We start from the raw sequence: 25,643 nt of genomic DNA, 5'->3' as shown, positions 1-25,643 counted from the left end.
ACCCGGCCACGTCACCGGCCGCCACCACGCCGGCCGGGCCCGTGGTGAGGGCGTGGAAGCTGCCAGGCAACGCCACGACCGCGGCGAACCCGGCTCGCGCGGCCGTGACGAGCCGCTCGACGTCGACGAGACACTCACCGATCACCGCCACCCGCACCGGCCCGGCCTCCGCGGTGCGGACCGTGCCGATGGGCTGGTGGCCGATCAGCCACACCCGACCGGAGCCGTGCCAGGCCAACACCTCCCCGGCACCCTGCAACCGATGCACCGCGGGCGCGGCGGCCTCGGCATCTGGCAGTGCGCACCACCAGTGGAGACCACCGCGCCCGCCTCGCCTGGACAGGTCAGGCATCAGGCTGGGTCACTCCCAGTACCCGCCGGCGTCGGTGTCGTCGGAGTTCGACTTGCTGTACTGGCCCTTGGTCACCGCGTCGAACCGACCTACCTCGGTCAGCACCGGCGGCTCGTAGCCTGCGTGCTCGGGGTTCTCGGACATCTGCTGCGTCTCCTTCCTGTTCTCCCGACCCTCATTGGCCGGGACGCTCTCCGGGGAGTCATCGGCCCTGTTGGCGGTCCCGCTGCCGCTGAACGGCGCCGACCGATCGGCGGCTCAGTCATTGCGGCGAGGGTGGCCACGCGGGGGGCATCGGGCCGAGGGCCCAGTCGATCACCGCATCCGCAGGGCCGACCCGACTGTCGATCAGGTCCGGGTGCGTCAACGGTGCCCGGGGGTCGTAGCGGACATCCCAGTGGCCGGCCCGTCCCTGGCCAGTGGTGTCGATCTCGACCGTGGTCGCGGCGTAGTACGTGCCCCGGTCCTGGTAGCGCGCGTACACCCACCCGGCAAACTGACCAAGCGAGTTCAGATGTGGGGCGACGTAGAACCCCCGCGCACTGAGGGCCTCGACCCGCTCCGGCGACACCGGGACTGGTCGTGGCGGGCGCTCGGGCAGGCTGGCCGGCTTCTGCTCGGCAGCCAGGGACAGGCACCCTTCGCAGGGCATTCCGGTGAGTGTGTCCAGCCACTCGACGTCGTGGCGGCGCAGCCGGATGGCAGGCCAGTCCGGGTGCCGGGCACACAGTGGAACCAGCCATTCGGGAGCGGGCTGGGTGGTGTCGACCTCGACCAGGTGGACGCTGCGCGCAGCATCTCCGACCAACCCGGCACGGTGCCGATACGCAGGGTCGTCGGCCAATCCTGGCCGAAGGTGGACGTAGAGACGGGCCTGCATTGACGTGCTCCCAAGATGATGCGCCGAGGGCAGACGAGGGGGCGGCAGCGCGGAACCTGCCGGGGAACAGGCTCGACGCGCTGCCGCCCGTCGCCGGGCCGCGCTGGTCCCGGCGGCTTTGGGATTAGGCGTTGCGGGCCGCGGCCGCGATCACCGCATCCCGCAACGCCGCGCGCATCCGGCCCACCGCAAGGGGATCGAGCACCATGGCCTCCCCGGCGGGCACGATCACGGCCACCCGCTGGTGATCGGTGATGGTCACGCGCGCTTCACGCCGGCGACCGGCCGCGTCCCGGCACAGCACTGATCGTGCAAACTCCTGCTGCATCTCGATCCCCGATTCTCCGTGCCCCAAGAGGGGTGGCTGGATCTGGTGGGGCCGGAGCGGGTCGGGGGATCCGGTCCGGCCCCACCAGAACGCACACGTCGGAGGCAATCAGGTCACTGACCGGCAGGACCTGTGATCATTTGCGGCCTCCGATAGCGACGGTCGTGATCAACCGTGCTGCGGATCACAGTACCTGTAACGTCTCCGTAGACGTTACAGCCAAACGAGTGGAGTACACGGTCGCGCTGCGGGCAATCACAGCTAACGTCCCTGTCTGGCAAGTGCCACAAGCCGACCAGCACGACAGACAGGAGGTCCGCCGGTGCCCGACCACGCCCCATCGGCCCTACAGTGGCTCATCGGTGTCGAGCTGGCGGGCTTCCGCGAGCGGGCCGGACTCTCCCTGGCTGAGCTGGCAACACGAACAGGGCTCGGCAAGCCGAAGCTCGGTCACCTCGAAACCGGCCGGAGTCGCCAGTACCCCGACGACATCGCCACGATCCTGCGGGCCTGCGGCGCGGCGGCGCATGACATCGATCGGATCACGTCCCTGGCCAGCCGGGCGGACTCCTCGTCCTGGTGGGCGCCCTGGTCCGACGTGGTACCCGACTGGTTCCGCACCTTCGTCGGGCTTGAGGGCCTCGCGGCCGCCGAATTCGTGTTCGAGCCGCTGATCCTGCCCGGGTTGTTGCAGACCGAGGAATACGCCCGGGAAGCCAACCGGCGGGCGGGCCGGGTTCGTGCTGATCACGAGGCACGGGTCATTGAATTCCGTATGGCTCGCGCTCGCCGCCTCACCCAGGATGACGTTCCGCTCCGGTTGCACGCCGTGGTCACCGAGCAAGCACTACGGCTCGGCGTCGGCACGCCGGAGATACGACAGGCGCAGTACGAGCATCTCCTCGGCCTTGCCCAGCAAGCCAACGTCACGCTGCAAGTGGTCCGCCCGGAGGCCGGGCCGCATGACGCCATGACCGGGCAATTCGTAGTCCTGGACTTCGCCCAGGCACGATCGGTCGTCTACGTGGAGGTTCAGGATGGGGCGCTCTACGCAGCGTCACCTGGACGGGTGGACACTTACAAGCAGTCCGCACGCAGTCTCGAAGAGGTGGCCCTGCCACCTGACGACTCACGCGACTTCATCGCGGACCTGATCACGTGAGGAGCCCAACCGTGTCCACGCCAGTCCAGCCCCGCACCACATGGAAGAAGAGCAGCCGGAGCCACCAAAACGGCTCCTGCGTAGAAGTGGCGGGCTGTGGCGAGCACGTGGTCGGCATCCGGGACTCCAAGCACCCGCACGACCCCGCGCTCGCTGTCACCCGTCCGGCCTGGTCCACCTTCCTCGAGTTCGTTAAGGCCGGCCGCGTCAACCGTCCCTGACCAGCAACGAAGCAACGGCCGTCTACCGATGTCCTGGTAGGCGGCCGTTTTTGTGGGTGGGTCTGGAGTCCTGGTCCTCGTCGAGCACTTGGGCAGGCGGCCGAGGAGTGCTTTTGACCTTTATTGGTCAATTCGTCGATACGCGGCCGTGGGTGGTGACGTGGGTGGGTGGCCGGGGGCCGCGGCTGCCGCCCCTGTGGGCAGTCGCGGCCGTGGCCGGCCGGGACTGCCCACAGGGTTGCCCCCGGGGACAGGTGGTGCCGGTGGGTGTTGACGGGCTTGTTCTTCGATTGGTGGTTCTACTGCGTGGTGATGTGGTCGACGGCCCAACCGTTGTCGGCGTGGGTGAGGGTGACGAACGCGGCGCGTTGTTCGGGTTCGCCGCGCCAGCCGTCGCGGCCGGTGGGGGTGATGGTGAGCAGCCAGGGTCGGTGTGCCTGGGTGGTGGTGTCGATGGGGTGGGTTTCGGCGGAGGGCTTGAGTTCGACGGTGGTGTAGGCGCGATGCTGGGTCCATTCCTGCCAGGTGCCGGCGGGGGTGCGGCCGCCGCCGGCACGAACGCCTTGGGCGTAGCGGGAGCTGAGCAGGGGCAGGGCACGGTGGGCGGCGTCGGCCCATCCGGTGTCGCTGGTGGTGTCCACCAAATACATCAGTTCGAGGGCGGCCTGGGACACCGCGGTGGGGTCGGTGCGGTTGACGGTGGCCGGGTCGGGGCGGGGAACCGGCGGCGGGGCCTGGGGCGTGGTCGCGCTGGTGGCGGCCGTGCTGCTGGGGGCCGGTGCCGCCGGGATGGTGGCGGTGGAGCTGGTGCAGGCGGCCAGGGCCAGCGTCCCGGTGACGGCGATGAGGGCCAGGTGGGGTCGACTGCTGGTCATGCATACCTCCGCACTTCCCACTCCATGCTCTTCCAGTAGGAGGTGGTGATGTCGCTGGTCTTGACGACGTCGCCGACGTCGGGGGCGTGCACCATCTGTCCGTGGCCGATGTAGATGCCGATGTGGTGGTACTCGGCCGCGCCGTGGTAGCGGAACGCGATCACGTCGCCGGGCTGGAGGTGCTGGGGGTCGACGTGCTGGCCCTGTCGGGCCTGGGCGTCGGCGGGCCGGATGATGCGGAGCTTGCCGTCGCTGGCCTGGTAGGCGGCGTACTGCACCAGACCGGAGCAGTCGAAGCCGCCGCCGGTGGGGCCGAAGTAGTTGCCGCCGCCCCAGATGTAGGGCTTGCCGTGTTGGGCGAGCGCGGCCTCAACCATGCCTTGGCCGAACGCGCTGGTGGTGCCGGCACCGCCGGTGAGCAGGGCATAGCGGGGCAGGGCGCGGCGGATCTTCGGGGCGTAGCGCTCGGTTTCGCCGTTGACCGGGACACCGCCGGCGGCCAACACGTTGCCCAGACCGGCGTTGTAGGCGGCCAGCGCCAGATCGAGGGGGTCACCGTGTAACCGGCCTTGGGCGAGGTAGCGACGTACCTCGTGGCTCAGATAGCACATGTAGCGGGCCTGGGCGAGGATCGCGTCGGCCGGGTTGCGGGGGTCTTTGGTGCCATCCCCGTCGGCGTCGACGCCCCAGCGCGCCCAGGTGCCGGGCATGAACTGCGCTAGCCCGACGGCGCCGGCGTGGCTGGTGGCCTGCGGAGACCAGTTCGATTCAACCTCGATTTGTGCGGCCAGGACGGCGGCGCCGATCTCGGGGCATTCCTGGCCGGCCTGGATAATCCATCTGCGGAAAGGCTCGGGAACGCCGTCGACGTTGAGACTGGGCAGGCTGGCCTGCACTGGCTCGCTGCCGCCCAGCACGACGACGCCGAGGACGATTGCCAGCACAAACGCCGCGCCCCCAGCGATCCCCACGGTGATCGCGCTGCGTGGTGTCACTCGGTGTGTTCCTCCTTGCTCCGTATCGCCATCGGTCCGTCGTGGGCTGGCGGCTCTCGATCAGACAGACTCTCGATGATGGCCGGCCAGTAACAACGCCACTGGTGGCCGAGTTTGCGGCCGGGCAGTACGCCGTCTTTCAGCAACCGGACGACGGTGTCCTCCGTGAGGCCGATTTTGTCGGCCGTCTGGCGGACGGTGAGGACGTCCGGGTCGCTGGGCAGGCGGTCGGTCTTCGTCTTGCGGGATTTCCTCTCCACGCCACTGCGGATGAGGTCCAGCACAGTCGTAACCGGTATCCCGAGCTGCTCAGCCAGATCGCGGACGGTCAGCTCGCCCGGGTCGTCGTGCGGGTGGTGGAACTCCACGGCGGCGCTCCTTCTGGCATGGGGGTGATCTTGCGACGGGGGAGTTTTCCACGCGCTGCGGGCCCTACTCGGGGGGTGTAAGCCGCCCACCAGCACGGGTGAGGCTGCCACAACCCGAAGCAAAGCGAAACAGTCTGATCTACGGGTGTCTAGCCGGTTTTAACCCGTTTGATCTCGGTTCATGCGTCGATTAGTCTGCCCGGCCGGGGAGTAGCGAGGGGAGGACCCAGCGTGAGCACGATGGCGTTCCGCCACTCGGCGGCGGAGATCGCGGCGTCCGTTCGAGGGCCCGCGTTGCAGCCGGCGCCGGGTTCGGTGCCGCCGCCACCACCGGGGATGCGGCTACCGGTACGCACCCGGCCGCCCCAGATTCCGCCAGGCGGTGCACCACCGCGGTGGTGGTGGTTGGGCTGCCACGGCGGGGCCGGGGTGAGCACGCTCGCGCACCTGGTGCCCGGGGGCATGGATGCCCAACGGGCGTGGCCGAATCCGCAGCTTGGCGGCCCGGGAGGGGTGATCCTGGTCTGCCGCTCCAATGCCTCGGGATGTGCGGCGGCCAGTGCGGCCCTGCGGCAGTGGGGCTCCGGTGGCACGCCCCTGGTGACGATCTTGGGCCTGGTGGTGATGGCTGATGCGCCGGGTCGGCTGCCTCGGTCGTTAGCCGATCAGCTCAAACGGATCAGCGGCTTGGTGCCCCGAATGTGGACGGTCCCGTGGGTGCCGGCCTGGCGGCTGGCGCCCCCCGAGCCGGCCACGGCACCGGCCGCGATTCGCCGGCTGGGCCAAGAGTTGCAGTCGCCCCCGTGGGTCACAGCGAAAGGACATTGATCGTGATGCACGACTTGCTCCACACGGCTACGTCGTTTCTGGCGGAGGTGCCGGACTTCGGTGGGGGTGAGGCGCCGCCCGGGGCCGAACGGCTGCTCAAGGTCGGTCGCTGGGTGATGTGGGGTGTCACCTTCTTGTGCGTCGTCGGCTTCTTGTTCATCGGCGCAAAGATGGTCAACGCGCACCGACACGGCGAACTCGAAGACCAAGGCAAAAAGCTCGGGATTGCCCTGTTCGGTGTGTTCATCATCGGCTCGGCCACCGGCATTGTGGGCGCTCTCCTTGGCTGACCCACACCCGGCCACAACCATGAGGGGGATAACGCGACAATGAGTGACCCGACGGCCGAGGGTGACGAGCGCAACCCGTGGACGCGCTCCGGATTCCTACTTTCGGCGGGCGTTGTGGGCTTGCTGCTGGTGTTGTTGGTGGTGGTGCTGGTCGAAACCAGCACCACCAACAACGGCCAGGCCCAGCCTCAACCACCGGCGGGCACGGCCGGGCCGGCGGTCTCGGCGCCGACCCGGCCGGCGGGCCCGGGGCCAACGACCATTCCGGCCACGCCACCGCAGGATGTCTCCTGGCAGCTCTACCGTTCCGTCGCGCTGCCGGTGTCGGCGTCCGCCGGCCCACACGAGATCACTGACTCCGCCGCGACCGTCTACGCCCACACGCCTACCGGGGCGCTGATGGCGGCCGCCCACATTCCGGTACGCAAACTCATCGCTCCGGACTGGCGGCGCGTCGTCGCCGAACAGGTCGCCGACGGACCCGGTCGTGACGCGTACGTCAAGCTGCGTGAGCAGGTCACCAACGACACCGTCACACCCGGAATGCTCGGCCAGATCGCCGGCTACAAGTTCGTCCACTACTCCCCGGACACCGCGACGATTCAGATCGTGACCCGCTTTGCCACCAAGGGCACGTTGCAGCTCACCACGTTGACGGTGACCTGGCAGGACGGGGATTGGCGTTTGGTGCTCCAGCCGGACGGCGCCGACAGCCCCACCGCCCAGTCCCTTAACAGCCTCGCCGGGTTCACCGAGTGGGGAGGGGTGTAGTCCGTGCCTGACGTCTGCGACGTTCCGGTCATCAGCTCGGTCTGCTCGGCGGCCGGGGATGCCACCAAGGCGGTGGCCATGAACATGATCGACGCGGCTGCCCAAGCGTTCGCGTCGAGTTTCGCCAAGCTCGCGGCCACCTTGTTGACCTTCTGGACGAACGTCACGGTGCCCAACTTGGAATCGCCCGACGGGCCGGTGGCGTTCTTACGCTCCTCCACCAGTTGGTTGGCCGCGTTCGTGCTGGTGCTGTCGTTGGTGATCTGCGGCGGCAAGATGGCGATCACCGCACGTCACGAGCACGGCGTGGAAGCCGCCAAAGGCGTGTGGACCTACCTATGGTATTCCGGGGCGGGGATTCCCGGCGTGATGCTGCTCGGCGTCGCCGGTGATCAATTCAGCGAGTGGATCATCAACCGGGCCGCCGACGGGGATCTCGGCGGACGCCTGGCCACCCTGTTCAACCTGGCGGGCCTGTCCGGCCCCTTGGGTACCGGCCTAGTGCTGATCATGGCAGTGTTGGGAATCCTGTCCGCCCTCGGCCAGATGTTCCTCATGATCATGCGCATCGGCATGTTGGTCCTGCTGGCCGGGATGCTGCCGCTGTCGGCGGCCGCAGCCGTCAGTCAGGGCGGCAAGGCGTGGTTCAGCAAAACCCTAGGGTGGTTGCTGGCCTTCGCCGCGTACAAACCCGCAGCAGCGATCATCTACGCGGCCGCCTTCGCGCTAGTCAAAGGCAACGGCACCACCGAGATCCTGTCCGGCCTATTCCTGTTGTCGCTGTCGGTGCTCGCGCTGCCGGCGTTGCTGCGGCTCACCGTGCCGGTCACGGCGGCGGTCGCGGCGGGCGCCGCCGGGGGCGGCGCCGGGGTGGGTGCCGTCGGCGCGGTGGCCACCGGGGCAATGCAAATGCGCGCGGGCAGCGCGGCGGCCGGCGCCGGCAGTGGGAGCCGCGTCAACGGCGCTGGTCCGAGCGGTGGGCAGGCCACACCCGGCCAACGCCCCACCCCGGGCGGAGGCTCCGGCCCGACCGGGGGAACGCCGCGGCCCGGCCAGCCGGGCGCCGCAGGTGCCGGCGGTGCTCCTGGTTCCGCCGGGGCCGGGGCAGGCGCGGGGGCGAAAGCCGGGGCAGGCGCGGCCGGGGGACCGGTCGGCGCCGGCGTCGCGGCCGGGGCGCAGGTCATCCAGCACGCCACCGGCGCAGCCCGGTCCGCAGCCGACAACGCCGCCGGTGGCAAGGACAACGGCAACGGCCCATCCGGGCCAACGGGAGCACGTGAGGGGGGCCGCAGATGAGCACGACCGCGCCCACGCATCGCACCTACGGCAACTGGACGCGCCCCAGTTCGCCCGGTATCTGGGGATTGGGCACCGCCGGTTCCGTCATCGTGATCGCGACCCCGGTGTTCATCGTGATCGCGATGCTGTTCTCGCCATGGCTCGGCCTGGTGATCGGTCTCCTGGGCGTGCTCGCCCTAGCCCCCATCGCCCTGAAGTTCGGCGGACGCAGCCTCGGTGAGCTCGCGCTCGCCCGTGTGGCCTTTAGCCGGCAGCGCGCCCACCGCGAACACGTCTACGTCTCCGGCGTGGTGGCCGCCCCCACCGGCACCCACAAGTTGCCCGGCCTGCTCGCCAAAAGCGAGCTGATCGAAACCCGCGACGGGTTCGACCGCCCGGCCGGCATCGTGATCATCCCGCAGACCGGGCACTACACCGCGGTGCTGCGGCTCGATCCCGAAGGCGCGAGCCTGGTCGACCAAGAGCAGATCGACCAGTGGGTTGCCTCCTACGGCGGCTGGTTGGCCTCGCTGGCCCACGAACCGGGGTTCGTGGCCGCCAGTGTGACGGTCGAGACGGCACCCGACCCGGGCACCCGACTGGCCACCGCGGTGCACTCCCAGAAACAGACCGATGCCCCCGAGCTGGCGCGTCAGGTGCTCGACACCATCGTGGAGACCTACCCGAGCGGGTCGGCAACCACCACGGCCTGGGTGACCGTCACCTACCACGCCGCCGGGGCCCGCAGTCGCCGCGGCCGCGAGGCGATGATCAACCACGTGGCCACCCGCCTGCCCGGGTTGGCCGACGGGCTGCGGGGAACCGGCGCCGGCGCGGTGCGGCCAATGACGGCCGCCGAGATCGCCGAGACGGTGCGGGTGGCCTACGACCCGGCTGTGGCTACCAAGGTCGAACAACAGCGCGCGGTGGGCCAACCGACCGGGATCACCTGGGACAACGCCGGCCCCACCGGGGCGCTGGCGGCCTGGGACTCCTACCGGCACGACTCCGGTGTCTCCCGGGTGTGGAGCATGGCCCAAGCCCCTCGGGGCACGGTGCTGGCCGGCGTGCTGCAACACCTGTTGGCGCCGCACCCGGCGATCCCGCGCAAGCGGGTCACCCTGCTCTACCGACCGCACTCGCCCGGTGAAGCCGCGCGCATCGTCGACCGGGACGTCCGCACCGCCCACTTCCTCAGCTCGGGCAGCAACCGAAACAAGGCGCGGTCGATGGCCGTCATCCGGGCGGCCGAGCAAGCCGCACACGAGGAAGCCCAAGGCGCCGGCCTGACCCGGTTCGCGTTGCTGGCGGCCGTGACCGTCGGCTCGGCCGACGAACTGGCCGACGCCGACACCATCGTCGACGGCCTGGCCGGCACCGCCCGGCTGGAGCTACGCCCGGTCACCGTCGGCGTAGGCGCGGCCTTCGCCGCCACGCTGCCCACCGGGATCGTGCTCCCCGAGCACGTCGTGGTGCCCGCCGCCCTCCGGGAGGCGCTGTGATCCGCCGACCCCCGACCGCTCGGGGCATCCCCGGCCCCGGTGGCGGCCGCGACAACTACATCCCGGTACCCACCGAATACCGGGGCACCACGGTCCAGGTGTGCGGGCTGTGGCCGTTCTCGGCCGGCTCCGGCTCACCGATGATCGGGGTACCCCTAGGCCGGCACCTGATCACCGGCGCAAGCGTGTGTTTCGACCCGATCAGCTTCTTCCGCGCCGGGCTGATCTCCAACCCGGGCATGTTCGTCCTGGGACTGCCCGGCCTGGGCAAGTCCACCCTGCTGCGGCGCCTGGTGCTCGGCCTGACCGGCTACGGCGTCCGCCCGCTCGTCCTGGGCGACCTCAAACCCGACTACGCGGATCTCGTTGCGGCGCTCGGGGGTCAGGTCGTCCGGCTCGGCCGCGGGATGGGGTCGATCAACCCGCTGGACACCGGCGCCCTGGGACAGGCCGCCGCCCAGATGTCCGGGGCGGCGGCCGAGCAATTGGGCGCTGAGATCCAGGGCCGGCGACTCAACATGGTGGCCGCGCTCATCACGATCATCCGCGGCCACCGGGTGTCCGACCACGAAACGGTCATCCTGTCCACGGCGCTGCGGGCGCTGGCCTCCCGCCACGAGGGCACACCGGTGCTACCGGACCTGGTCAAGCTGCTCGACGACGGACCGCCCGAGGTACGGGCAGTCACCCTCGACCGGGGCGACGACGCCCGGTACCGGGAAGCCGTCGACCCGCTGCACCGCTCCCTGCTGGCGCTGCTCGACGGCCCGCTCGGCGAAACCTTCGCCCGGCCCACCACCACGCACATCGACCTGGAAGCGCCGGCGGTGTGCGTGGATGTCTCCCGCATCGGCGAGTCCGACGAGCAACTCCAGGCCGCCGCGCTACTCACCACCTGGTCCGCCGGATTCGGTGCGGTCGCCGGCGCCCAAGCACTCACCGACGCCGGCCTCGCACCGCGCCGCAACTACTTCCTGGTCATGGACGAACTGTGGCGTGTGCTGCGCTCCGGCGCCGGCCTGGTGGACCGGGTCGACGCGGTCACCCGGCTCAACCGCAACGACGGCTACGGCAGCGCGATGTGCACGCACACGCTCAACGACCTGCGTGCGCTCCCGACGGAAGAGGACCGGCAGAAGGCACGCGGCCTGGCCGAGCGATGCGCAGTGACGGTGACCGCCGGCCTGCCCACCTCCGAACTGGCGTTGCTGCGCGACATGGTCGACTTCCATGAGGAAGAGGCGCGACTGGTCACCTCGTGGTCGGCACCGGCGCCCTGGGATTCCGTCTACGGCCAACAAGCCGCGCCCCCCGGGTTGGGCAAGGCCCTGATCAAGGTGGGCGGCAAGCCGGGCATTCCGTTGAAAGTGCAGCTCACCCCGGAAGAGTTGGCGCTCAACGACACCAACCGGCGGTGGCAGATGGCCGGCAGGGGGCAAGCATGAGGCGCGACCCACAGCGCCCGTCCTGGCTGGAAACCTGGGGCCTGGCCGTCGTCGCCGGGCTGCTCCTGGTCCTCGTGTTCCTGGTGTGGGGCGCCGGCAGCCTCGGCGACCTCGTCGCCGGGCACCCGGTCGAGACCAACCCGTTCGCCTACGTCCTCGGGCTCGTCGCCGGATCACGCGCGTGGTCGGGGTGGCCGGCCACGCTCGTTCTGGTCCTCGTCGCCGGTCTCGCCGGCGGCCTAGCGCTCCTGCTGTGGCGTCGGCTGCGCCGACGCGGCGGGCCGACGCAACGTCGGATCGACAGGGCCGCCCGGCTGCTCGCCCACCCCCGGGAACTGGGCCCGCTGTCACCGGCCGGGGTCGCGGCCTCGGCCGCCCGGCTGCGTCCCCGGTCCACCATCGACCCACACGATCCCGCCCAGCATGGCCGGCTGCGCGGCCGCACGGTGGTCGGAAACATGCCGGTGCGCTCCTCATGGGAGGACACCGAAGCCCACATCTGGGGCCCGCGCCGGGGCAAGACCACCAGCCAGGTCATTCCCGACATCGTCGATGCCCCGGGACCGGTGCTGACGACGTCGAACAAACGGGACGTGGTCGACGCCACCCGCGGCGTGCGGGAACGCGCAGGCACAACGTGGGTGTTCGATCCCCAACAGGTGGCCGGCGAGTCGCCGACCTGGTGGTACAACCCGCTGTCCCGCGTGATCGACATCGAAAGCGCGCAGATTCTCGCCGGCCACTTCGTCGCCGGCACCCGCGACCCCAACGCCCGCACCGACAGCTACTTTGACGGCTCGGCCGAATCCTTGCTCGCGGCCTACTTCCTGGCGGCCGCCCTCGGCCGATTCACCCTCGCCGATGTGTACGAGTGGCTGGTCAACGCCCGCGACATCACCCCCCGCGAAACGCTGGCCGACCACGGCGAGCGGCTGGTCGCCGGCGACGTCCAATCTGTCCAGGAAGCGCCGGACAAACAGCGCAGCGGCGTCTACGACACCGCCAAAGCACTGCTGCGCTGCCTGCGCAGCCGTCAGGTGTTGGAGTGGGTCACCCCACCCGGGCGGCCCCGGCCGGAGTTCCGCCCCGACGACTTCGTGACCTCCACCGACACGCTGTACCTGCTGTCGATGGAGGGCCCCGGCGCGGCGGCACCGCTCGTCTCCGCGCTGGCCGACCACGTCTGCACGGCGGCCGTCACCCACGCGGCCACGATGCCGCTGGGACGGCTGGACCCACCGATGGTGGTGCAACTCGATGAGGCAGCGAACATCTGTCGGTGGCGCGAGCTGCCCAATCTCTACAGTCACTTCGGGTCGCGCGGCGTGGTGGTCTCCACCATCCTCCAAAGCTGGTCACAAGGCGTGGAGGTCTGGGGCGAGGGCGGGATGCGCAAGCTGTGGAGCGCGGCCAACGTCCGCACCTACGGCGGCGGTGTCGCCGAAACCGCGTTCCTGCGCGAGTTGTCGGAGCTGGCCGGTGACCACGACCGGCAGGTGTACTCCACCACCTACGACAGCGGCGGCCGTCGATCTCGATCGGCCAACTCGCGCACCGAGCGCATCCTGACCGTGGATCTGCTCGCCGCGATGCCGGCCGGTCGGGCGCTCGTCATCGCCTCCGGTGCGCCGGCCTGCCTCGTCCGGACCATCCCGTGGATGGACGGCCCCCACGCTGAGGCGATCCGCACCAGCCTAGCCACCTACGATCCCGGTGCCCGCGCCCAGCAGCAGGCACCGATCCTGGCGAAACCCAGCTCATGACCACACCACCCCATGACGAGTGGGACGCGGCCTTTCACGCCGACCCGGACGAGTCCGAACCGAGCGGAGGCGACGAGGGCGCCAGCGGGACCGACGAGAAACCGCCAGCGCCGAAGTACCCGACGGTGGAAGCGTGGGTAACCCACTACCTTGCTCCACTGATCCGATGGCCCAGTTCAAACCGTGTCTGTTGGTGTCCGGAGTGGTGGCGCCACCCGGAAGCCGTGGCGCGGCTGGAAGCGCTATGGCGGGCCTGGGAAGCACTACGCCGCGACGGCACGACGGGCATGTCCGTGTGGTTTCGCGACCACCTCGACATTCACCTCGGGTTCCTCACCGACGCGGACCGGTCTCCACTGTCGCGGTGCACGGTCGAGGGGCATCGGGGTGAGCATCGGGAGCTGCGCGTCACCCCGGCCCCGGCCGACTGGTGGGGCAACCAGGAACCGCACGACGGCGGCCGGAGCGACGACAAGGGCCAAGGCGAGCCGGCGGCCTGAGCCAGCTCGACAATCCCAGACATAGCAGGCGGGCGTCACCAATCCCGTGGTGACGCCCGCCTGCTATGGGGTCGAGGTCAGCGCTGCCGTTCCTCACCGCGGCCCCGGCGAGCGGCTCGGCGCGCTGCGGGCGCGGCCTTCGCCTGCTGCTGCTTCTTTTGCTGCTGCGCGAGCTGCAAGGCGTCGTGAATAGACACGGGGAAGCCCTGCCCGGCCAACTGCGCGGGGGCGGCGCCCTTCTCGTAGGCACCGCAGCGGTAGTCCGGCGTGGCCGGTTTGCCCGCTGCCGAGGCCGACGACGCCGGCCCGCGAGCCGACTGCGGCAAGCGGGCTTCGGCCGCCGGCGCCGGGGCGGCCTGCGAGGCGACGGCTTCCTCGGGCGGGGGCGGGGCCTGCTCGTCGTCGGCCGGTTCATGAGCAAACAGCGATTCCAGGTCCGGATCAGCGGGACCGGGCTCGGGTGCCGGCGCCGACTGTGGTGCGGGAGGCGTGACCGGCTCGCCTGGTGCGGCCTGCTGAGTGGCGGCCGCCTGCTGCGCGACCCGCCGGGCGTAGTCCTCAAGGCGTGGTGCCTCCCCAGCGTGGTGCGGCTCGGGAAGATGCTCCACCCGGTTCTTCACCAGCGAGGTGGCGAACGCGGCGGGCCGGTCGGCCTCCACGATCGGCAGCGTGCCGCGCTCACCCTGCAACGGAATCCTGCTCAGCAGCTCGTGGGGGTCGTAGCCCTGCTCGGCCACCTTCTCAAGGTTCCACGCGAACGCGCCGAACGCCTCACACGCGATGACGGCCTCGGCCATGTCCGGATGTGCCGCCCACGCTGAGCGCAGCACGGTAGCGGCGGCCTCCTGGCGGACGACGTCGCGCTCCTCCGGCGTCATCCGCGGTTGCTGCTGCGGCTCCTGCTGGGGTGTCTGCTCCCTCGCCTGCTGCTGGGCGCGCTGCGCGGCGGCCTGCTCCCGTTCGGCGGCGGCCGGCCCGGTAAGTACCGTCCAGATCCGCAGCTCCTCAGCGCTGCTGTTGGCAGTCTCCGCGAAAAACGCTTGCGCCTCCTGGTGCCGGAAGAACTGCATACCCCAGCGTCCGATCTCGGGGTGGTAGCCGATGACGGCGTACCGTTCGGCCCCTGGTCTCCCGGCGGTGACCATCTCCACCGCGCTGGCCTTGCCCTCCCGGGGCATACGCACGTTGGCCTGCCGGTGCAGCTCGGCGGCCCACTGCTGCCACTGCCGGTCGGTCAGCACCCGTGGTTCCGTCGCGGCCTGCTGCGCGGCGGTACGCGCGGCCCGCTCGGCATCCACCTGGGGCTCGACGGCGTGGCGCAGCAACATGGCTAAGGCGGCGTAGTCCTCGGTCTGCTGGGTGTAGGCGACCACATGCGGGTTCACGCCGCGGCGCCGAAGTTCCTCCTCGAACCAACGCAACGCTTCAGCGGCCCGGCGGTCGACACTCGACCACACCCGCGCCGATGCCCACGCTTCGGCCACCTGCTGTGGGTTGCGCGCAACCCAGTCAAGATCACCGGCGCGGCGCCACAAGGTGGCCGCTAACTCCCGCTCAGCGGCCAGTTGACGGGCGGCGTGACGTTGCTCGGCCTCCGACCGCCGGAGCGCCTCGCGTGCCCGGATCTCCCGAAGGCGCTGGGCCTGCAACGCCACCGACATGGCCACCGACAACGCGGCGTAGAGAGTCTCGGCGACGCGCCGCTCAGCGTCCCCGCTCGGTTCGGTCATCTCGTCCTCTCTCCCGTAGTGCGGTCACGGTGCGCGGTGCGGCGCCTTGGTCCCGTTCACTGTGCCGTTCCTGCGGCATATGGTGCGGTGCGGGGGCGCGGCGGACGTAGGCCAGCATCTCCTGCGCCGCGGTCGCGGCCTGGCGGGCCTCGATCTCCCGGCGCGTGGCCTCGTGGGCGCGTTGGATCTGCTGCACGAGCCGACCCAACTGCATCACGAGGGCGGTCACTGCCATCGCTCCGCCGCGGCTGGCCAGGGCAGCATCCATCGCCACCCGGGCAACCCCGGCGAGGGGGCTGGTTGTGGGCATTCGGGGTGGCCGGCGCGAGCCGCGCTCCAGTTGGGCGACGCGCGATAGGGCGTCGGCGGCGCGGGACAATTCCGCCCGCCGGTCCGGCTCCACTCGTGCCGCCAGGGCGGCGAGGTTGCCGGCGGCGGCGCGGGCCGCAACAGTCCACGCGACGTGGTCGGCCGGGTCGAGTCGGGCGAGCTGCTGGCGCACCTGGTCGACCACCTGGCCGGCCTGCTTCCATGCCTCGGCACGCAGGCGTGCGGCCTGCTGGCTGGCCGACGTCGGCAACCGGCGCCACCCCGGCGGCCGCCACTCCCGCACCAGGTCGAGCCGCTGCTCGGCGTCTGGCTCCAGCCAGCGGCGCCGCAACTCGGGCAATCCGAGATCGGGCGCCAAACGGCGACCGCCATACCAAATGAGCCGCCCACCGGGGGCACTCGGGCGCAACGCAGCCGAGTACCCGACCACCTGCGTACGGCTTCCCTTGGCCCACCGGGGACGCAGGATTACGCCGGCCTTTCGGGCCCGACGCAGGAAGTCGGATTCGTCCCGGGCTGCGGCCGCAGCGGCGCGTACCACGCGAGCTAGCCGGATGCGATCCGGCTCGGGCTGGCCGTCACGTGCAGCGCGGCGCAACTCGCCCGACCGTAGTCCGGGCATTCCGGCACCCCGGCTGCGGGTGCGCCGGGTGAGGTTGTAGCGCCGTTCCATGTCGGCGCGGAACTGCGACAGAGTCAGAAAGTCGTTGCTACGGCTGGCGACACTGCCGTCCTCGCGGACCAGACTCACCGCAAGGTGGATGTGGTCGCGGCCGTCGGCGGCGGGGCCGTGATGTACCGCGATCCAGCGGCAACCGGCACGGCCGGGTCCCTCGTCGAACCCAAGTCGGCGGATCGCCTCCTCGGCGATCTCGCGCCACTGGGTGTCGGTGAGCCGCCCGTCATCCACGTGCAGGGCGATCGGCACGTGATACACGTACCCCTTGGCCACGTCGGTGCCGAACAGTCGGCGCGGGGCGTCCATCTCGTCGGCCAGCAGCCCGCGCTCATGCTTGTCGGTCATGCGGGAACCAAGCAGCGTCTGATCCCACGCGGCCACGATCCGCTGGTTGCGGTGCTCCTCGAACCGGCCGGGACCGAACAGGTACTCCAGCAGCCCCCGCATCCGGTTCCCGCGGCCCACCACCGTGATCACGAGCGCCCCAACGGGTCGACATCGGCAATGAAATCGGTGAGCCGGGCGACCGTGCGCGCCACCGCCTCACCAGCTCCGGTCACCTCCGGGGGAACGGCGCCGGTGGCGTTGGCAACAGTCGCGATCTGGTTGATGTTGTTGCCCAAGTAACTGAGCAGGCGGCGAATACCGGCCAACTCTGCGGCGAGCGCCCGACGCTGCGGCAGCGTCAGCGCCGCACCCTGCCGGGGCCGTAAGTCCTGAAGCCCGGCCTCGGCAAGGTAGGCCGGAACGGTCATCCGGGCGGCCACCGCACGGGCACGAACCTGCACAAGCTCCTCATCGGACAACCGAACCTTCACCACGTTCTCCCGGCCGCCCGGCACCCGGCCCCGGCGCTTCCCTGCGGTCGGCTCGGCAGACACGCGCAACTCCCTTTCCTCAGCGGAGCGTTCGGCCCAGTATGGCCGACTGCTGGCACATAAAGCCAGCACTTTCTGCCTTTAGAGGACCTAAAGGCATATCTTGCTCGGCGCAGCCGGGCCGGCTCTAGTCTCTCACCTTCACCACAGATGACCAGCCCAACGCGGGTAGATCGCAAGACGGGTCCACCATCATCGTCCCCCAGACTGTGGCCGTCCCAGCGGAAACGCTACGGCCACCCGGTTGATCAGTGCTTGTACGCTCCGCGACATGGCAACCAACCCACGCAAGACCACCGCTCGCTACCGCGACCGCGCCGCGCTCCTTCTCGATCAGCGACTCAAGCTAATCGACCACCTGGCGGCCGTCATGGAGGCCGAGGAACCGGCGCTCTCCGCAGTGCAGGCAGCCAAGCGCGCCGCGGGCGTGATGCCGGACTCGGCGAGGAACAAGGCTGAAGCGATGGTGGCTGCGGCCAACGCCGCGCTCAAGGCAGTGCGTGAAGAGATCCGGCACGCGCGGCAACGGGCCTTGGATGGCGGGTGGACGCTTACAGAGCTGGACCGCATCGGCCTGGGCCGGAAGCGCCGCACCACCCGCACCAAGACCGGCCAGGAACCTACGGCGCCGTCAGACGACTCGGCGCCAGCAGGGCGCGACCAGACAGCGCAGTCCGGCCCCGCTGTGGCCGAGCCGGCCGCGTCCTGATGCGAACCGATAGCGGCCCGGCATGAGGATCGGCCCGGTGGCAACTACCACCGGGCCGATCCTCATGCCGCCCACCCCATCGCGCCGGAGCAAGCTTCGCGACTCACCTCTGGAGGGGAACACCGGACGTCGCGGGGCGCTCGGCGCCCCGCGACGTCCGACAGTCCTCCGGAGAGCAACGGGAGCGAAACCGCAACGGCCCGATGGCTCGTGGCGGTTCTCCCCATCGACCATTCCGGGGCCTCGCGGGGTCAGGCGAAGCTGAGTTGTCGGTTGTTGGTGCGGTGGCCGTTGTTGGGCTGGGTGTCGGCGAGTCGGGCTTGTGCCCAGCGCAGGGACGTGTGGTAAACGCGCATGATGTCGGCGGCGGTGACGGTGCGCCCGGCCTGTGCGCACTGCCTGATCCACGCGTGCACGACGTCGCGGAGCTCGCGCCAGTCCTCCGTGGTCCGGTCGCTGTCGACCTGGTCGAGCTGGTCCAGCTCGAGGCGCACCTTCTCGGCCTCCTCGGCGGCGTCGGCCGCCGAGCGTTGCGCGTCGGCGAGCTGGGCGCGCAAGGCGTCCTCCACTCGTGCACGCTCGGCGGCGTCGGCCTGGTGGGCCTGTTGTGCATGCGCAAGGTCGGCGCGCAGTCGCTCGGCGTCCTCCTGGATTCGTGCATGCTCGGTCTCGGCTTGCGCGAGCATCTGCTCGGTGTGCGCGGCGGCGTCGGCGCGTGCGCGCTCGATCTCCTGGGCAGCCTTCGTGTGTGCGTCGGCGACGATCTGCTCGGCGGCGTCGAGGGCCTGCCGTGCGCGGTCCTCGGCGTCCTGGCGCGCACGCTCGGCTTCGATGAGGGCGGGGTCCGGTTCGGCCACGCCGAAGATGTCGGCCGTGCGTGCGTAGTGGCCGAGCATCTCCATCAGCATTTCGTGCGCGGCCAACAGCGCGATGGTGGGCCACGCGATCCACACGATGCGCTCGGCGAGCTGCCAGCCGCTGAGGTCGGCGTGGATGGCGGCGAGCACGTTGGTGCCGGCGCTGGCCAGGATGCCCAGTACGAACGCGGCGCGGGCACGCCACCCGACACTGAGCAGGAGCAATCGGCGGATCAGGGCGACCAGGGACGCGGCGATGAGCAGTCCGTCGCCCGGGAGTGGGTAGAGCCAGGCGCGCCATCCGCCTTCGCCGTTGTAGGCGGCGACGTCCATGGCGTGGGCGAAGTTGAGCGCGACGGCCACGCCGGCGACGGTGAGCACGGCGGCCGCGGTGACGCCGACGAGGATGCGGGCCGTGCGCTGGGCCATGCGTGGCCGTCCCGGCGTGGGCGGCGGCGGTGCGTGACCGGCGCTCGGCGTGCGCGCACGCTCGGCCGCGGCGGCCTTCTTCTCGGCGCGGCGTGCGCGCCGGGCGCGCATGGCTGCGGCGAGGCGGGGGAGCGTGCGCGCACCGAGCCAGCGGGCGCCGGCGGTGAGCGCGACGAGGGCGGCCACGGTGGCCAGGATCGCGGCGGCCACGGTGCCGGCACGCACGGCGAGCGCACGGGCCGGGGTGTCCGGCCAGCGGGTGACGACGAGGAGGGCCGCCAGGGTGATCACGGCGGTGAGCAGCGCGGCGGCGGCCACGCGCCGACGCGTCTGGGGCATCATGGGTGATGTCCTCCGTATTCGGGGTGATGGTCGGCGGGCGCGTTCTCTTGGCGGAGGGGCGCCCGCCGTCGTCGTGTCGGGGCTGGTCAGTGGGTGGAGGTCAGGACTGCCTGCGGCCCTTGCGTGTGCGGCCGGCGGGTTCGGTCTCGGTGTCCTCGGCGGGTTCGGCGCGCACGCGGTCGAGCTGGGCGCGCACGGCCTCCAGTTCGGTGCGCACACGGTCGAGTTCCTCGCGCCGGCGGAAGGCGTCGGCCTCGGCGGTCTCGGCCCGTACCCGCTCGGCGTCGCGGGCGGCGGCCAGGGCTTCGCGCACGGTGGCCAGTTGCCGCTCGGCCCATGCTTCGGCGTCGGTGCGGGCCCGGTCGACGGCGGCGCGGGTGTGGGTGAGCTCCTGGCGGAGGCTCTCCAGGTCGGTGCGCAGCCGTTGGGCCTCGTCGACGGCGTCGGCGGCACGTTGTTCGGCGGCGGCGCGGGCGGTGTCGGCGGCGTTGGCGCGGGCCTCGGCCGCGGTGGTCTGCTCGGCGGCCTGCGCACGCACCGTCGTGATCTCCTCGGCGGTCTCGGCCTGGGCGGCCCGCACCCGCTCGTCGGCGGCGGCCTGGGCGCGCTCGATCTGCTCGGCCGCGGCCTGGCGGGCGGCGGTGATCTCCTGCTCGGCGTGTGCGGCGGCGCGGGCGGCCTGGGCGCGGGCCTCGGCGGCCGCGGTCTCGGCGGCTTCGACCTGCTCCAGGGCCTCCTCGGCGACCTGTTCGGCCTCCTCCAGGCGCTCCCGTAGCGCGGCGAGTTCGCGTTCGGCGTCGCGGGCGCGGCGCTCGGCCTCGCGTTGGGCGTCGGCGGCGGCCTCGACCTGGCGGGCGGCGTCCCGGCGGGCGGCGTCGATCTCGCGGGCGGCGGCCTCGACGTCGCCGGCCCGCTCCAGCGTGGCGGCGAGGGTGGCGAGCTGCTCGCGCTGGGCGGTGAGCGCCTGGGCGACGGCGGTGAGCTGGTCGGGCAGCTCCAGGCGCGCCAGCGACACCGGCAGCGGCACGCCGTGCGTCTCCTCGGCCGGGGCGTGCGCGGTGGTGGGGGTGGCGTGCGCGGCGGCCCGCGCACGGGCGGCCGCCTCCTCCGTCTGTTTCTTCGCGCGTGCGCGCTTGAGCTTGAACGCATTCGTGCGGGTGTGCTCCCAGTTCGGATCGTGTGGCGCGGCCGGGTCGGGCTGCCCGCAGTAGGCGGGCCGGCGGCCGCTGCCCCCGGCGGGCTGGGCGCGCGGCCGGTCGCACCCGCCCAGCTCCGCCGGCCACTGGCAGCGATTCGGGTCCTGCTCGTGCGCGGCGGGGCCGCCGGCGGGCGGCTCCGTGCGTGGTTCGTGCGCGGTCATGCGCCGCACCCTATCGTTCCGACTTCCGTTCCGTCAATCGTTATGTTTAATTCCGTTCTGTTTCGATCTATTTCGTTCTTTTAGTTTCGTATCGTTATGTGGGTAGACGAAACAAATGGGGGTAAGATCCGATAATGATCGCTTATCGGAGCCCAGAAACCGGGCGACACCGACCCGTCCGGGCCGCGGCCGGAAAACCCGACACACCGGAGGTTTCCGGCGCGCGGGGGCGGGGGCCGGGGCGGCCGCGCCGCGGGGTCCCCCCGCTGGCCGCTGGGCACCGGCCGCCGCCCGGCCTACCGTGTGCCGGCGTGGGCTGGCTGGACGCGGCCGACACCGGGCTCGCCGGGGGCCTGGGCCTGCTGCTCGCCGCCCTCCTGGTCGGCCTCGTGGTGGTCACCGCCCGGCGGGCCGGCCCGCGGCCGCCGCTGGTGCCCCTGGCGGCCGCCCTGGCCGCGCTGCTGCTGGCATCCGTGCCGCGCCGTGGCCTACGGCGCGGCACGCCTGCTCGCCGCGCTCGGCCCGCTCCCGGTGCTGGCCGGCTGGGCGGTGCTGGCCGGGCTGCTGCTCGCCCCCGGCGTCTCCCCCGCCACCCGGGTCGCCGGCCCGGCCTGCCTCGCCCTGTTCTTCGTGCTCGTGCACACCCCCTCGTCCGCTGGTACCGGCCCCGATAACCCGGTGGCTCGGACCCGGTCGCACACCCGAATTGGATTCAGCAAGCACTGACACCACGGGGAAGACTTACCGGGATTTCCGGTACCCACTCCTGGGACGGTGGCTGATCATCGCCGACGGTTGGACACCCCGTGTCCAGCCGTCGGCTTGCGGCCCGGGTGCATGCAACCTGACCGGGTTACACCTGGTCAGGGCGCACCCGGCGCATGACCGTCATTACCACTCGGACCATGTTGCCAACCAGATGTGATCGAGGGCACTTCTCGACTAGGCTGGCGGAAATCCCGACTCCCCCCTGTGTGAAAGTGGGGAAGTCTGGAAGAGACAAAAAGAGAGGGCGGGACTGCCCCGGCACGGACAGCCCCGCCCGTGGTTGGGCCCCCTACAGACCCAACCAGTCCCGGAACAGGGCTACTGCCCGGTCCAGGACCATCACGGTGAGGAGAAGCCCGTGGGCCTCGGCCCGCGGGCTCTCCTTTTCCTTTGTGCGCCGCGTCCTGCGGCGGGAGCGCTTCGCCATAGGCTCGCACCTCCCGGAGCGGGGGCCGCTCCTCGGCGGCCCCGGGGTGGTCCCACCCTGGAGGGCAGGACTCGGAGACGGGATTGCCTCCGAGTTCGGGGCCGGAAGGCGCAGCCGGGTGAAGCGCCGCAGGCGGAAGCCTATCGGCCCGCCTGGACAGAGAATGCCGGTGTATGCCTGCTGTGGATCACCGCAGGTGGGTGTGGATAACCCGCTGCTCCCCGGTGCCCCGGGGCGGGCCGTCGACCGGGGATTGTTGCGCGGCCGGGCTGGCGCCGCGCTATGCTGAATGCGGCTCCGGCCAGTAGGCCGGGGAAGTGAGCCCAGGCTGCGCGTCCGGACGGTCGCCTCCTGGGCCCGCGCTTATCTAAGGGCCCCCAGGTCGGTCACCGTCTCCACCAAGGGCTCCACGCGGCGGCGCCAGTCACCCCCGGCCCCGTAGGACCAGGCCACCGCATCGGCGATCCAGGTCAACGGCTCACCCGACGCGGGCATATGCTCATAGACCAGTCCCGCCGCCCGGGCCTTCGTCTTGGCGATCACCGACCGGTCGCGGGCGTTGCCGGCGGGGTCGCGGGCATCGATGACCAACCGCTGCGCACCCAACGCAATGGCATCGGTGACCAGGTGGCGCAGCAGCACGGCCCGCACCGGCTCCCCCGCCCCACCGGCCGCATACAGCCGCGTCCGCACCCCCGCCTCCACCAGCCGAGCCAGGATGAGCCGGCGCCGCGAGTCGCGTTCGGACTTGAAGTGCACCCGCCGCTCCCCCGGTAACAGCAACCCCCGCAGCAGGGTGCGCGTACCGTGCAACTCCGGCGGCGCCACGACGGCGGCCACCAGCAGATACCCCCGGCGCTCCGACTCGTCCACGAACACGTGCACCCGGGCAGCATGTCACCCCGTGCCGCGGCTGGACTGATCAGGCGACCGTTCCCGGATGCCTCCAGCGCTGTCGGCCCCGCAGGGGATGATCGTGACCCGTGCCCCCTGGGTGCGGCTGGCACGGCTTCGGGGCCGTGCCAGCCGCACCGTCCCCTCGTGATCGTCTCGGAGGTGCGTTGGTGGCCCGCAACACCCGCGAGCTCGCCCCGGCTGAGCGGACGCTGATCGACTCTCTCCGGTTCGCCGACCGGCAGGGGCGGGCCCGGCTCGGCGCGGACGCGGTGACCTGGGCAGGTTTGCTCCTGGCGCAGGGCCGCCTGTTCACCCCGGCACCGTGGCCCGGTGGGCGGCGCGGCCAGCTTGGCGCCTGCTTCGCCGGCGCCATCGAGCACACGCGCGACACCGGCCGGCCGCTGGTCATCGGCATGGCCGCGCAGCCCGGCGACCCGTTCGGCACCGCGCACGCCTGGTGTGCCGGCACCGACGGCACCGCCACGGCCTACCTCGGTGTGCCGCTGGATCACCGGTACACCGACGTCGCCACGGTGGCCGCCCGCCTGGCGGCCATGCTGGCTGGTGGTCGAGGGCCGAGTGATCCCCTCGACCACATCCCCGCGGCCGCGCTCGTTGACGCCGGACAGCCGCTCCCGCCGGCATAGATCATCCGATGCTGGCCAAGCTCTGGACCCGCTAAGGTTTCGTCAGGTGACGGAATTACGCTGTCCGATCGATCCCCTCTGCTGCCTACCGTGCACGCGATGGCCCCGTCGGCGCCGGCCACGGAACCCGACGCCATGACGACGTGGTAGATATGGCGATATACCTCGTGGTCTTGCTGTCGTGAGTCGGGTCGCGGGGACCTCGGCCGGGGCGGTGCTGGAATCACCGACCCCGGCCACTTCGCGTCCAGGCCGCCCACACCTGCCGGCGCACCGGCGGAAACCCGTGGTGCGCCAACGGGATGCCCGGCGGCGCTGGACGGTGATGGCTCGCCGGCTCCGGCCGCGGCGACAAGCCGGGCGGCCGGAGCCGCCCGGCGGCGGAGTGCTCCGCCTAGTCCTGGTCCTCGTCGCCGGCCTCCTCGGCCACGAAGTCACGTCCGCAGGCTCCGCAGGTGATCGGGGCCTCGGCGAGCACGGTCTTACCGACCCGGATCACCCGGGGACACTCGCACATCGCCTTGACGTAGTTGGAGCTCTTGGGCTTCGTCGCGCCGGGCTGCTCGGCGTGCCGGTACAGCTCGGTGAGCGCGGCCTCAAGCTGGGTGAGCACCTGGCGGTACTCCGCGGCCGTCGACGGCGGCAGCGTGGTGGGGCTGTACCCGATGACCGGATCGTGCCCGATCACCACGCCAAGTTCCTCGGCGAGCGCCTTGAACCGCTTGTTGTGGTACTTGCCCTGCCGTGACGTGTCCTTGATGCCACGCACGAACGCCAAGCCGTGCGCGGCCTCGTGAATCAGCGTCCCCAACACCGGGCCGGCACCACGCTTGAGCCCCTCACCAGCGACGAACAGCTCCGGCATCTGCGCGTCACCACGCTGCCACCGAGCGGCGGCAAAGTGGCCGTAACGCACCTGCCCCGGCCGCCCGCCCAGCGTGCCCGACCCGACCGTCAGCACCACGTCGGGCACCTCGGGATGCTGGGCCTGGATCGCGTGCCACGCCGCGGTGAGCGCGGCGACGAGCTGCTCGCTAACCGTCATGGAGGGTTTGCGCGCCATCTCTCGCACCTCGTGATCTTCCTCGTGAGTCGGGTTTCAGGTCATCGGCCGGGGCGGTGCTGGAATCACCGGGTCCGGCCTCGCTGTCGTGCCCCTAATCTAGCGTTTTTGACCATTAATGGTCAACAATTTTCCCTGGTAGGGGTGCCGGTAAGGAACGTGTCACGAGCCGCAAACGATCGGTATCCGGCCTGATCAGTCGGGGTTGGTCCGGCAGTAGCGTCCGCGCATGGCGCAGGAGCTGGATCAGGACGAGCTGATCGATCGCTGGACGCTGGTGGGCGACGAGCTGGAGCTGGTGGCCGGGAAACGCGGTGCTACCAGGCTCGGGTTCGCGCTGATGCTTCGGTTCTACACGGAGCGGGGCCGCTTTCCCCGTAGCCAGGCTGATCTCCCTGCGGCTGCGATTGAGTACGTGGCACGGCAGGTGGAGGTCCCGGCCTCCGAGCTGGACTCGTATGCCTGGTCAGGCCGCACTGTCGAGTTTCACCGCAGTCAGATTCGGCAGGCGCTGGGTTTTCGCGAGTGCAGTGTCGCCGACGCGGAGAAGCTGACCGAGTGGCTGATCGAGAACGTCACCCAGTCCGAACGGCGCGCTGAGCGTGTTCGCGAGGAGTTGATCGCCCGCTGCCGGGAAGAGCGGATCGAGCCGCCCACCTCGGGCCGGATCGATCGCATCGTGCGCTCGGCGCTGCACCGTGGCGAGGAGGATCACCGCTGGTCAGCCATATCCGCCCGATTTTCGGCGAGTACTACGGGGACCCCTAATATGTGCCAGTGGTCTAGCGTGCTCATGTTCTGATGGGCTAGGCCAGGTCAATAACGGGCTATGCGGGATCGCCCCCGAGAACCGGGCCGACACCTCAACACCGGAGGTCCCGACACCTTCCGGTGTCGGGACCTCACTTAGAGCGTGTCTCACTTGGTGAGTCTCTTGTAGCAGGTGAGGGCGGCGGCCAAGGTCAGAAA

At 70.9% G+C, this 25,643-nt stretch carries 28 protein-coding genes and 1 pseudogene; 14 read left to right on the top strand and 15 right to left on the bottom strand.

Annotated features, from left to right (window positions below; all coding sequences use genetic code 11):
- The 4 genes and pseudogenes from IEY55_RS29615 to IEY55_RS29600 all read right to left on the bottom strand — a co-directional run.
- Positions 1-352: pseudogene (locus IEY55_RS29615) on the bottom strand (hypothetical protein); the annotation flags it as partial.
- Positions 353-361: 9 nt separating this feature from the next.
- Positions 362-496, bottom strand: coding sequence for a lasso RiPP family leader peptide-containing protein (locus IEY55_RS29610; protein ID WP_189061879.1), 135 nt, complete (start codon positions 494-496; stop codon positions 362-364).
- A 118-nt stretch (positions 497-614) separates the two neighbouring features.
- Positions 615-1,160: a hypothetical protein gene (locus IEY55_RS29605; RefSeq protein ID WP_189061878.1), complete on the bottom strand. Its 546-nt coding sequence runs from the start codon at positions 1,158-1,160 to the stop codon at positions 615-617.
- Between the two features lie 196 nt (positions 1,161-1,356).
- Complete coding sequence (locus tag IEY55_RS29600) at positions 1,357-1,494, bottom strand: hypothetical protein (protein WP_308424797.1); 138 nt, start codon at positions 1,492-1,494, stop codon at positions 1,357-1,359.
- A gap of 388 nt (positions 1,495-1,882) precedes the next feature.
- Here IEY55_RS29600 and IEY55_RS29595 point away from each other — a divergent pair, with 388 nt between their 5' ends.
- Together IEY55_RS29595 and IEY55_RS29590 are read left to right on the top strand one after the other, a co-directional pair.
- Positions 1,883-2,722, top strand: coding sequence for a helix-turn-helix domain-containing protein (locus IEY55_RS29595; protein ID WP_189061876.1), 840 nt, complete (start codon positions 1,883-1,885; stop codon positions 2,720-2,722).
- A gap of 11 nt (positions 2,723-2,733) precedes the next feature.
- The gene (locus IEY55_RS29590) at positions 2,734-2,943 is read left to right on the top strand and encodes a DUF397 domain-containing protein (protein WP_189061875.1); all 210 of its coding nucleotides are present in this window, start codon (positions 2,734-2,736) and stop codon (positions 2,941-2,943) included.
- Positions 2,944-3,242: 299 nt separating this feature from the next.
- On the opposite strand, the gene IEY55_RS29585 is transcribed toward IEY55_RS29590, so the two are convergent.
- From IEY55_RS29585 to IEY55_RS29575, 3 genes are read right to left on the bottom strand one after another with little or no spacing between them, the layout of a single operon-like run.
- Positions 3,243-3,818 (bottom strand): hypothetical protein, encoded by a 576-nt coding sequence (locus tag IEY55_RS29585; protein ID WP_189061874.1) that lies wholly within the window; start codon positions 3,816-3,818, stop codon positions 3,243-3,245.
- Entirely contained in the window at positions 3,815-4,813 is a 999-nt protein-coding gene (locus IEY55_RS29580) for a C40 family peptidase (protein ID WP_189061873.1), read from the bottom strand. Before IEY55_RS29580 ends, IEY55_RS29585 begins: the two co-directional genes overlap by 4 nt.
- A complete protein-coding gene (locus IEY55_RS29575; RefSeq protein ID WP_189061872.1) occupies positions 4,810-5,181 on the bottom strand; it encodes a helix-turn-helix domain-containing protein in 372 nt (123 codons plus the stop codon). The genes IEY55_RS29580 and IEY55_RS29575 overlap by 4 nt, the downstream gene beginning before the upstream one ends.
- A gap of 240 nt (positions 5,182-5,421) precedes the next feature.
- Here IEY55_RS29575 and IEY55_RS29570 point away from each other — a divergent pair, with 240 nt between their 5' ends.
- From IEY55_RS29570 to IEY55_RS29535, 8 genes are read left to right on the top strand one after another with little or no spacing between them, the layout of a single operon-like run.
- Positions 5,422-6,009, top strand: a complete 588-nt coding sequence (locus tag IEY55_RS29570) for a DUF6668 family protein (RefSeq protein ID WP_308424798.1) — start codon at positions 5,422-5,424, stop codon at positions 6,007-6,009.
- A 2-nt stretch (positions 6,010-6,011) separates the two neighbouring features.
- A complete protein-coding gene (locus IEY55_RS29565; protein ID WP_189061870.1) occupies positions 6,012-6,299 on the top strand; it encodes a conjugal transfer protein TrbC in 288 nt (95 codons plus the stop codon).
- A gap of 39 nt (positions 6,300-6,338) precedes the next feature.
- Positions 6,339-7,070, top strand: a complete 732-nt coding sequence (locus IEY55_RS29560) for a DUF8175 domain-containg protein (RefSeq protein WP_189061869.1) — start codon at positions 6,339-6,341, stop codon at positions 7,068-7,070.
- 3 nt (positions 7,071-7,073) lie between these two features.
- Positions 7,074-8,366 carry a hypothetical protein gene (locus tag IEY55_RS29555; RefSeq protein ID WP_189061868.1) on the top strand — a complete coding sequence of 431 codons (1,293 nt, stop codon included), beginning with the start codon at positions 7,074-7,076 and terminating at the stop codon, positions 8,364-8,366.
- The gene (locus tag IEY55_RS29550) at positions 8,363-9,850 is read left to right on the top strand and encodes an SCO6880 family protein (RefSeq protein WP_189061867.1); all 1,488 of its coding nucleotides are present in this window, start codon (positions 8,363-8,365) and stop codon (positions 9,848-9,850) included. Before IEY55_RS29555 ends, IEY55_RS29550 begins: the two co-directional genes overlap by 4 nt.
- A complete protein-coding gene (locus IEY55_RS29545) occupies positions 9,847-11,295 on the top strand; it encodes a putative type IV secretion/conjugal transfer ATPase (RefSeq protein WP_189061866.1) in 1,449 nt (482 codons plus the stop codon). Before IEY55_RS29550 ends, IEY55_RS29545 begins: the two co-directional genes overlap by 4 nt.
- Entirely contained in the window at positions 11,292-13,058 is a 1,767-nt protein-coding gene (locus IEY55_RS29540; RefSeq protein WP_189061865.1) for a type IV secretory system conjugative DNA transfer family protein, read from the top strand. Before IEY55_RS29545 ends, IEY55_RS29540 begins: the two co-directional genes overlap by 4 nt.
- A complete protein-coding gene (locus tag IEY55_RS29535; protein ID WP_229686881.1) occupies positions 13,055-13,558 on the top strand; it encodes a DUF4913 domain-containing protein in 504 nt (167 codons plus the stop codon). Before IEY55_RS29540 ends, IEY55_RS29535 begins: the two co-directional genes overlap by 4 nt.
- Before the next feature lie 77 nt (positions 13,559-13,635).
- Here the strand turns inward: IEY55_RS29535 and IEY55_RS29530 are convergent, their stop codons facing one another.
- Genes IEY55_RS29530 through IEY55_RS29520 form a run of 3 tightly spaced genes read right to left on the bottom strand, consistent with a single transcriptional unit; the run spans position 13,636 to position 17,178 of the window.
- Positions 13,636-15,288 (bottom strand): hypothetical protein, encoded by a 1,653-nt coding sequence (locus tag IEY55_RS29530; RefSeq protein ID WP_189061864.1) that lies wholly within the window; start codon positions 15,286-15,288, stop codon positions 13,636-13,638.
- Positions 15,263-16,774, bottom strand: a complete 1,512-nt coding sequence (locus IEY55_RS29525) for a relaxase/mobilization nuclease domain-containing protein (RefSeq protein ID WP_189061863.1) — start codon at positions 16,772-16,774, stop codon at positions 15,263-15,265. Before IEY55_RS29525 ends, IEY55_RS29530 begins: the two co-directional genes overlap by 26 nt.
- Positions 16,771-17,178, bottom strand: coding sequence for a plasmid mobilization protein (locus IEY55_RS29520; RefSeq protein ID WP_189061862.1), 408 nt, complete (start codon positions 17,176-17,178; stop codon positions 16,771-16,773). The genes IEY55_RS29525 and IEY55_RS29520 overlap by 4 nt, the downstream gene beginning before the upstream one ends.
- A gap of 268 nt (positions 17,179-17,446) precedes the next feature.
- Here IEY55_RS29520 and IEY55_RS29515 point away from each other — a divergent pair, with 268 nt between their 5' ends.
- Positions 17,447-17,884 carry a hypothetical protein gene (locus tag IEY55_RS29515; RefSeq protein WP_189061861.1) on the top strand — a complete coding sequence of 146 codons (438 nt, stop codon included), beginning with the start codon at positions 17,447-17,449 and terminating at the stop codon, positions 17,882-17,884.
- 251 nt (positions 17,885-18,135) lie between these two features.
- Here the strand turns inward: IEY55_RS29515 and IEY55_RS29510 are convergent, their stop codons facing one another.
- Together IEY55_RS29510 and IEY55_RS32705 are read right to left on the bottom strand one after the other, a co-directional pair.
- Positions 18,136-19,512 (bottom strand): DUF2637 domain-containing protein, encoded by a 1,377-nt coding sequence (locus IEY55_RS29510; RefSeq protein ID WP_229686882.1) that lies wholly within the window; start codon positions 19,510-19,512, stop codon positions 18,136-18,138.
- Positions 19,513-19,612: 100 nt separating this feature from the next.
- Positions 19,613-20,872 carry a coiled-coil domain-containing protein gene (locus IEY55_RS32705; RefSeq protein ID WP_189061859.1) on the bottom strand — a complete coding sequence of 420 codons (1,260 nt, stop codon included), beginning with the start codon at positions 20,870-20,872 and terminating at the stop codon, positions 19,613-19,615.
- Positions 20,873-21,355: 483 nt separating this feature from the next.
- Between IEY55_RS32705 and IEY55_RS29500 the strand changes: the two genes are divergently transcribed.
- Positions 21,356-21,598, top strand: a complete 243-nt coding sequence (locus IEY55_RS29500; protein ID WP_189061858.1) for a hypothetical protein — start codon at positions 21,356-21,358, stop codon at positions 21,596-21,598.
- Between the two features lie 331 nt (positions 21,599-21,929).
- Here the strand turns inward: IEY55_RS29500 and IEY55_RS29495 are convergent, their stop codons facing one another.
- Positions 21,930-22,067 (bottom strand): hypothetical protein, encoded by a 138-nt coding sequence (locus IEY55_RS29495; RefSeq protein ID WP_189061857.1) that lies wholly within the window; start codon positions 22,065-22,067, stop codon positions 21,930-21,932.
- Positions 22,068-22,430: 363 nt separating this feature from the next.
- On the bottom strand, positions 22,431-22,952 hold the full coding sequence (locus IEY55_RS29490) for a hypothetical protein (protein WP_189061856.1): 522 nt from the start codon (positions 22,950-22,952) through the stop codon (positions 22,431-22,433).
- A 179-nt stretch (positions 22,953-23,131) separates the two neighbouring features.
- Here IEY55_RS29490 and IEY55_RS29485 point away from each other — a divergent pair, with 179 nt between their 5' ends.
- Positions 23,132-23,611 (top strand): hypothetical protein, encoded by a 480-nt coding sequence (locus tag IEY55_RS29485; RefSeq protein ID WP_189061855.1) that lies wholly within the window; start codon positions 23,132-23,134, stop codon positions 23,609-23,611.
- A 394-nt stretch (positions 23,612-24,005) separates the two neighbouring features.
- Here the strand turns inward: IEY55_RS29485 and IEY55_RS29480 are convergent, their stop codons facing one another.
- The gene (locus tag IEY55_RS29480) at positions 24,006-24,674 is read right to left on the bottom strand and encodes a hypothetical protein (RefSeq protein WP_229686880.1); all 669 of its coding nucleotides are present in this window, start codon (positions 24,672-24,674) and stop codon (positions 24,006-24,008) included.
- Positions 24,675-24,903: 229 nt separating this feature from the next.
- On the opposite strand from IEY55_RS29480, the gene IEY55_RS29475 reads away from it, so the two are divergent.
- Positions 24,904-25,476 carry a DUF4158 domain-containing protein gene (locus tag IEY55_RS29475; protein ID WP_189061854.1) on the top strand — a complete coding sequence of 191 codons (573 nt, stop codon included), beginning with the start codon at positions 24,904-24,906 and terminating at the stop codon, positions 25,474-25,476.
- Positions 25,477-25,643 lie beyond the last annotated feature (167 nt).

The organism is Longimycelium tulufanense (genome assembly GCF_014645795.1).
Classification (GTDB): domain Bacteria; phylum Actinomycetota; class Actinomycetes; order Mycobacteriales; family Pseudonocardiaceae; genus Longimycelium; species Longimycelium tulufanense.
The sequence above is the reverse complement of the archived record's forward strand: the minus strand, read 5'-3'. Positions and strand labels throughout refer to the sequence as shown.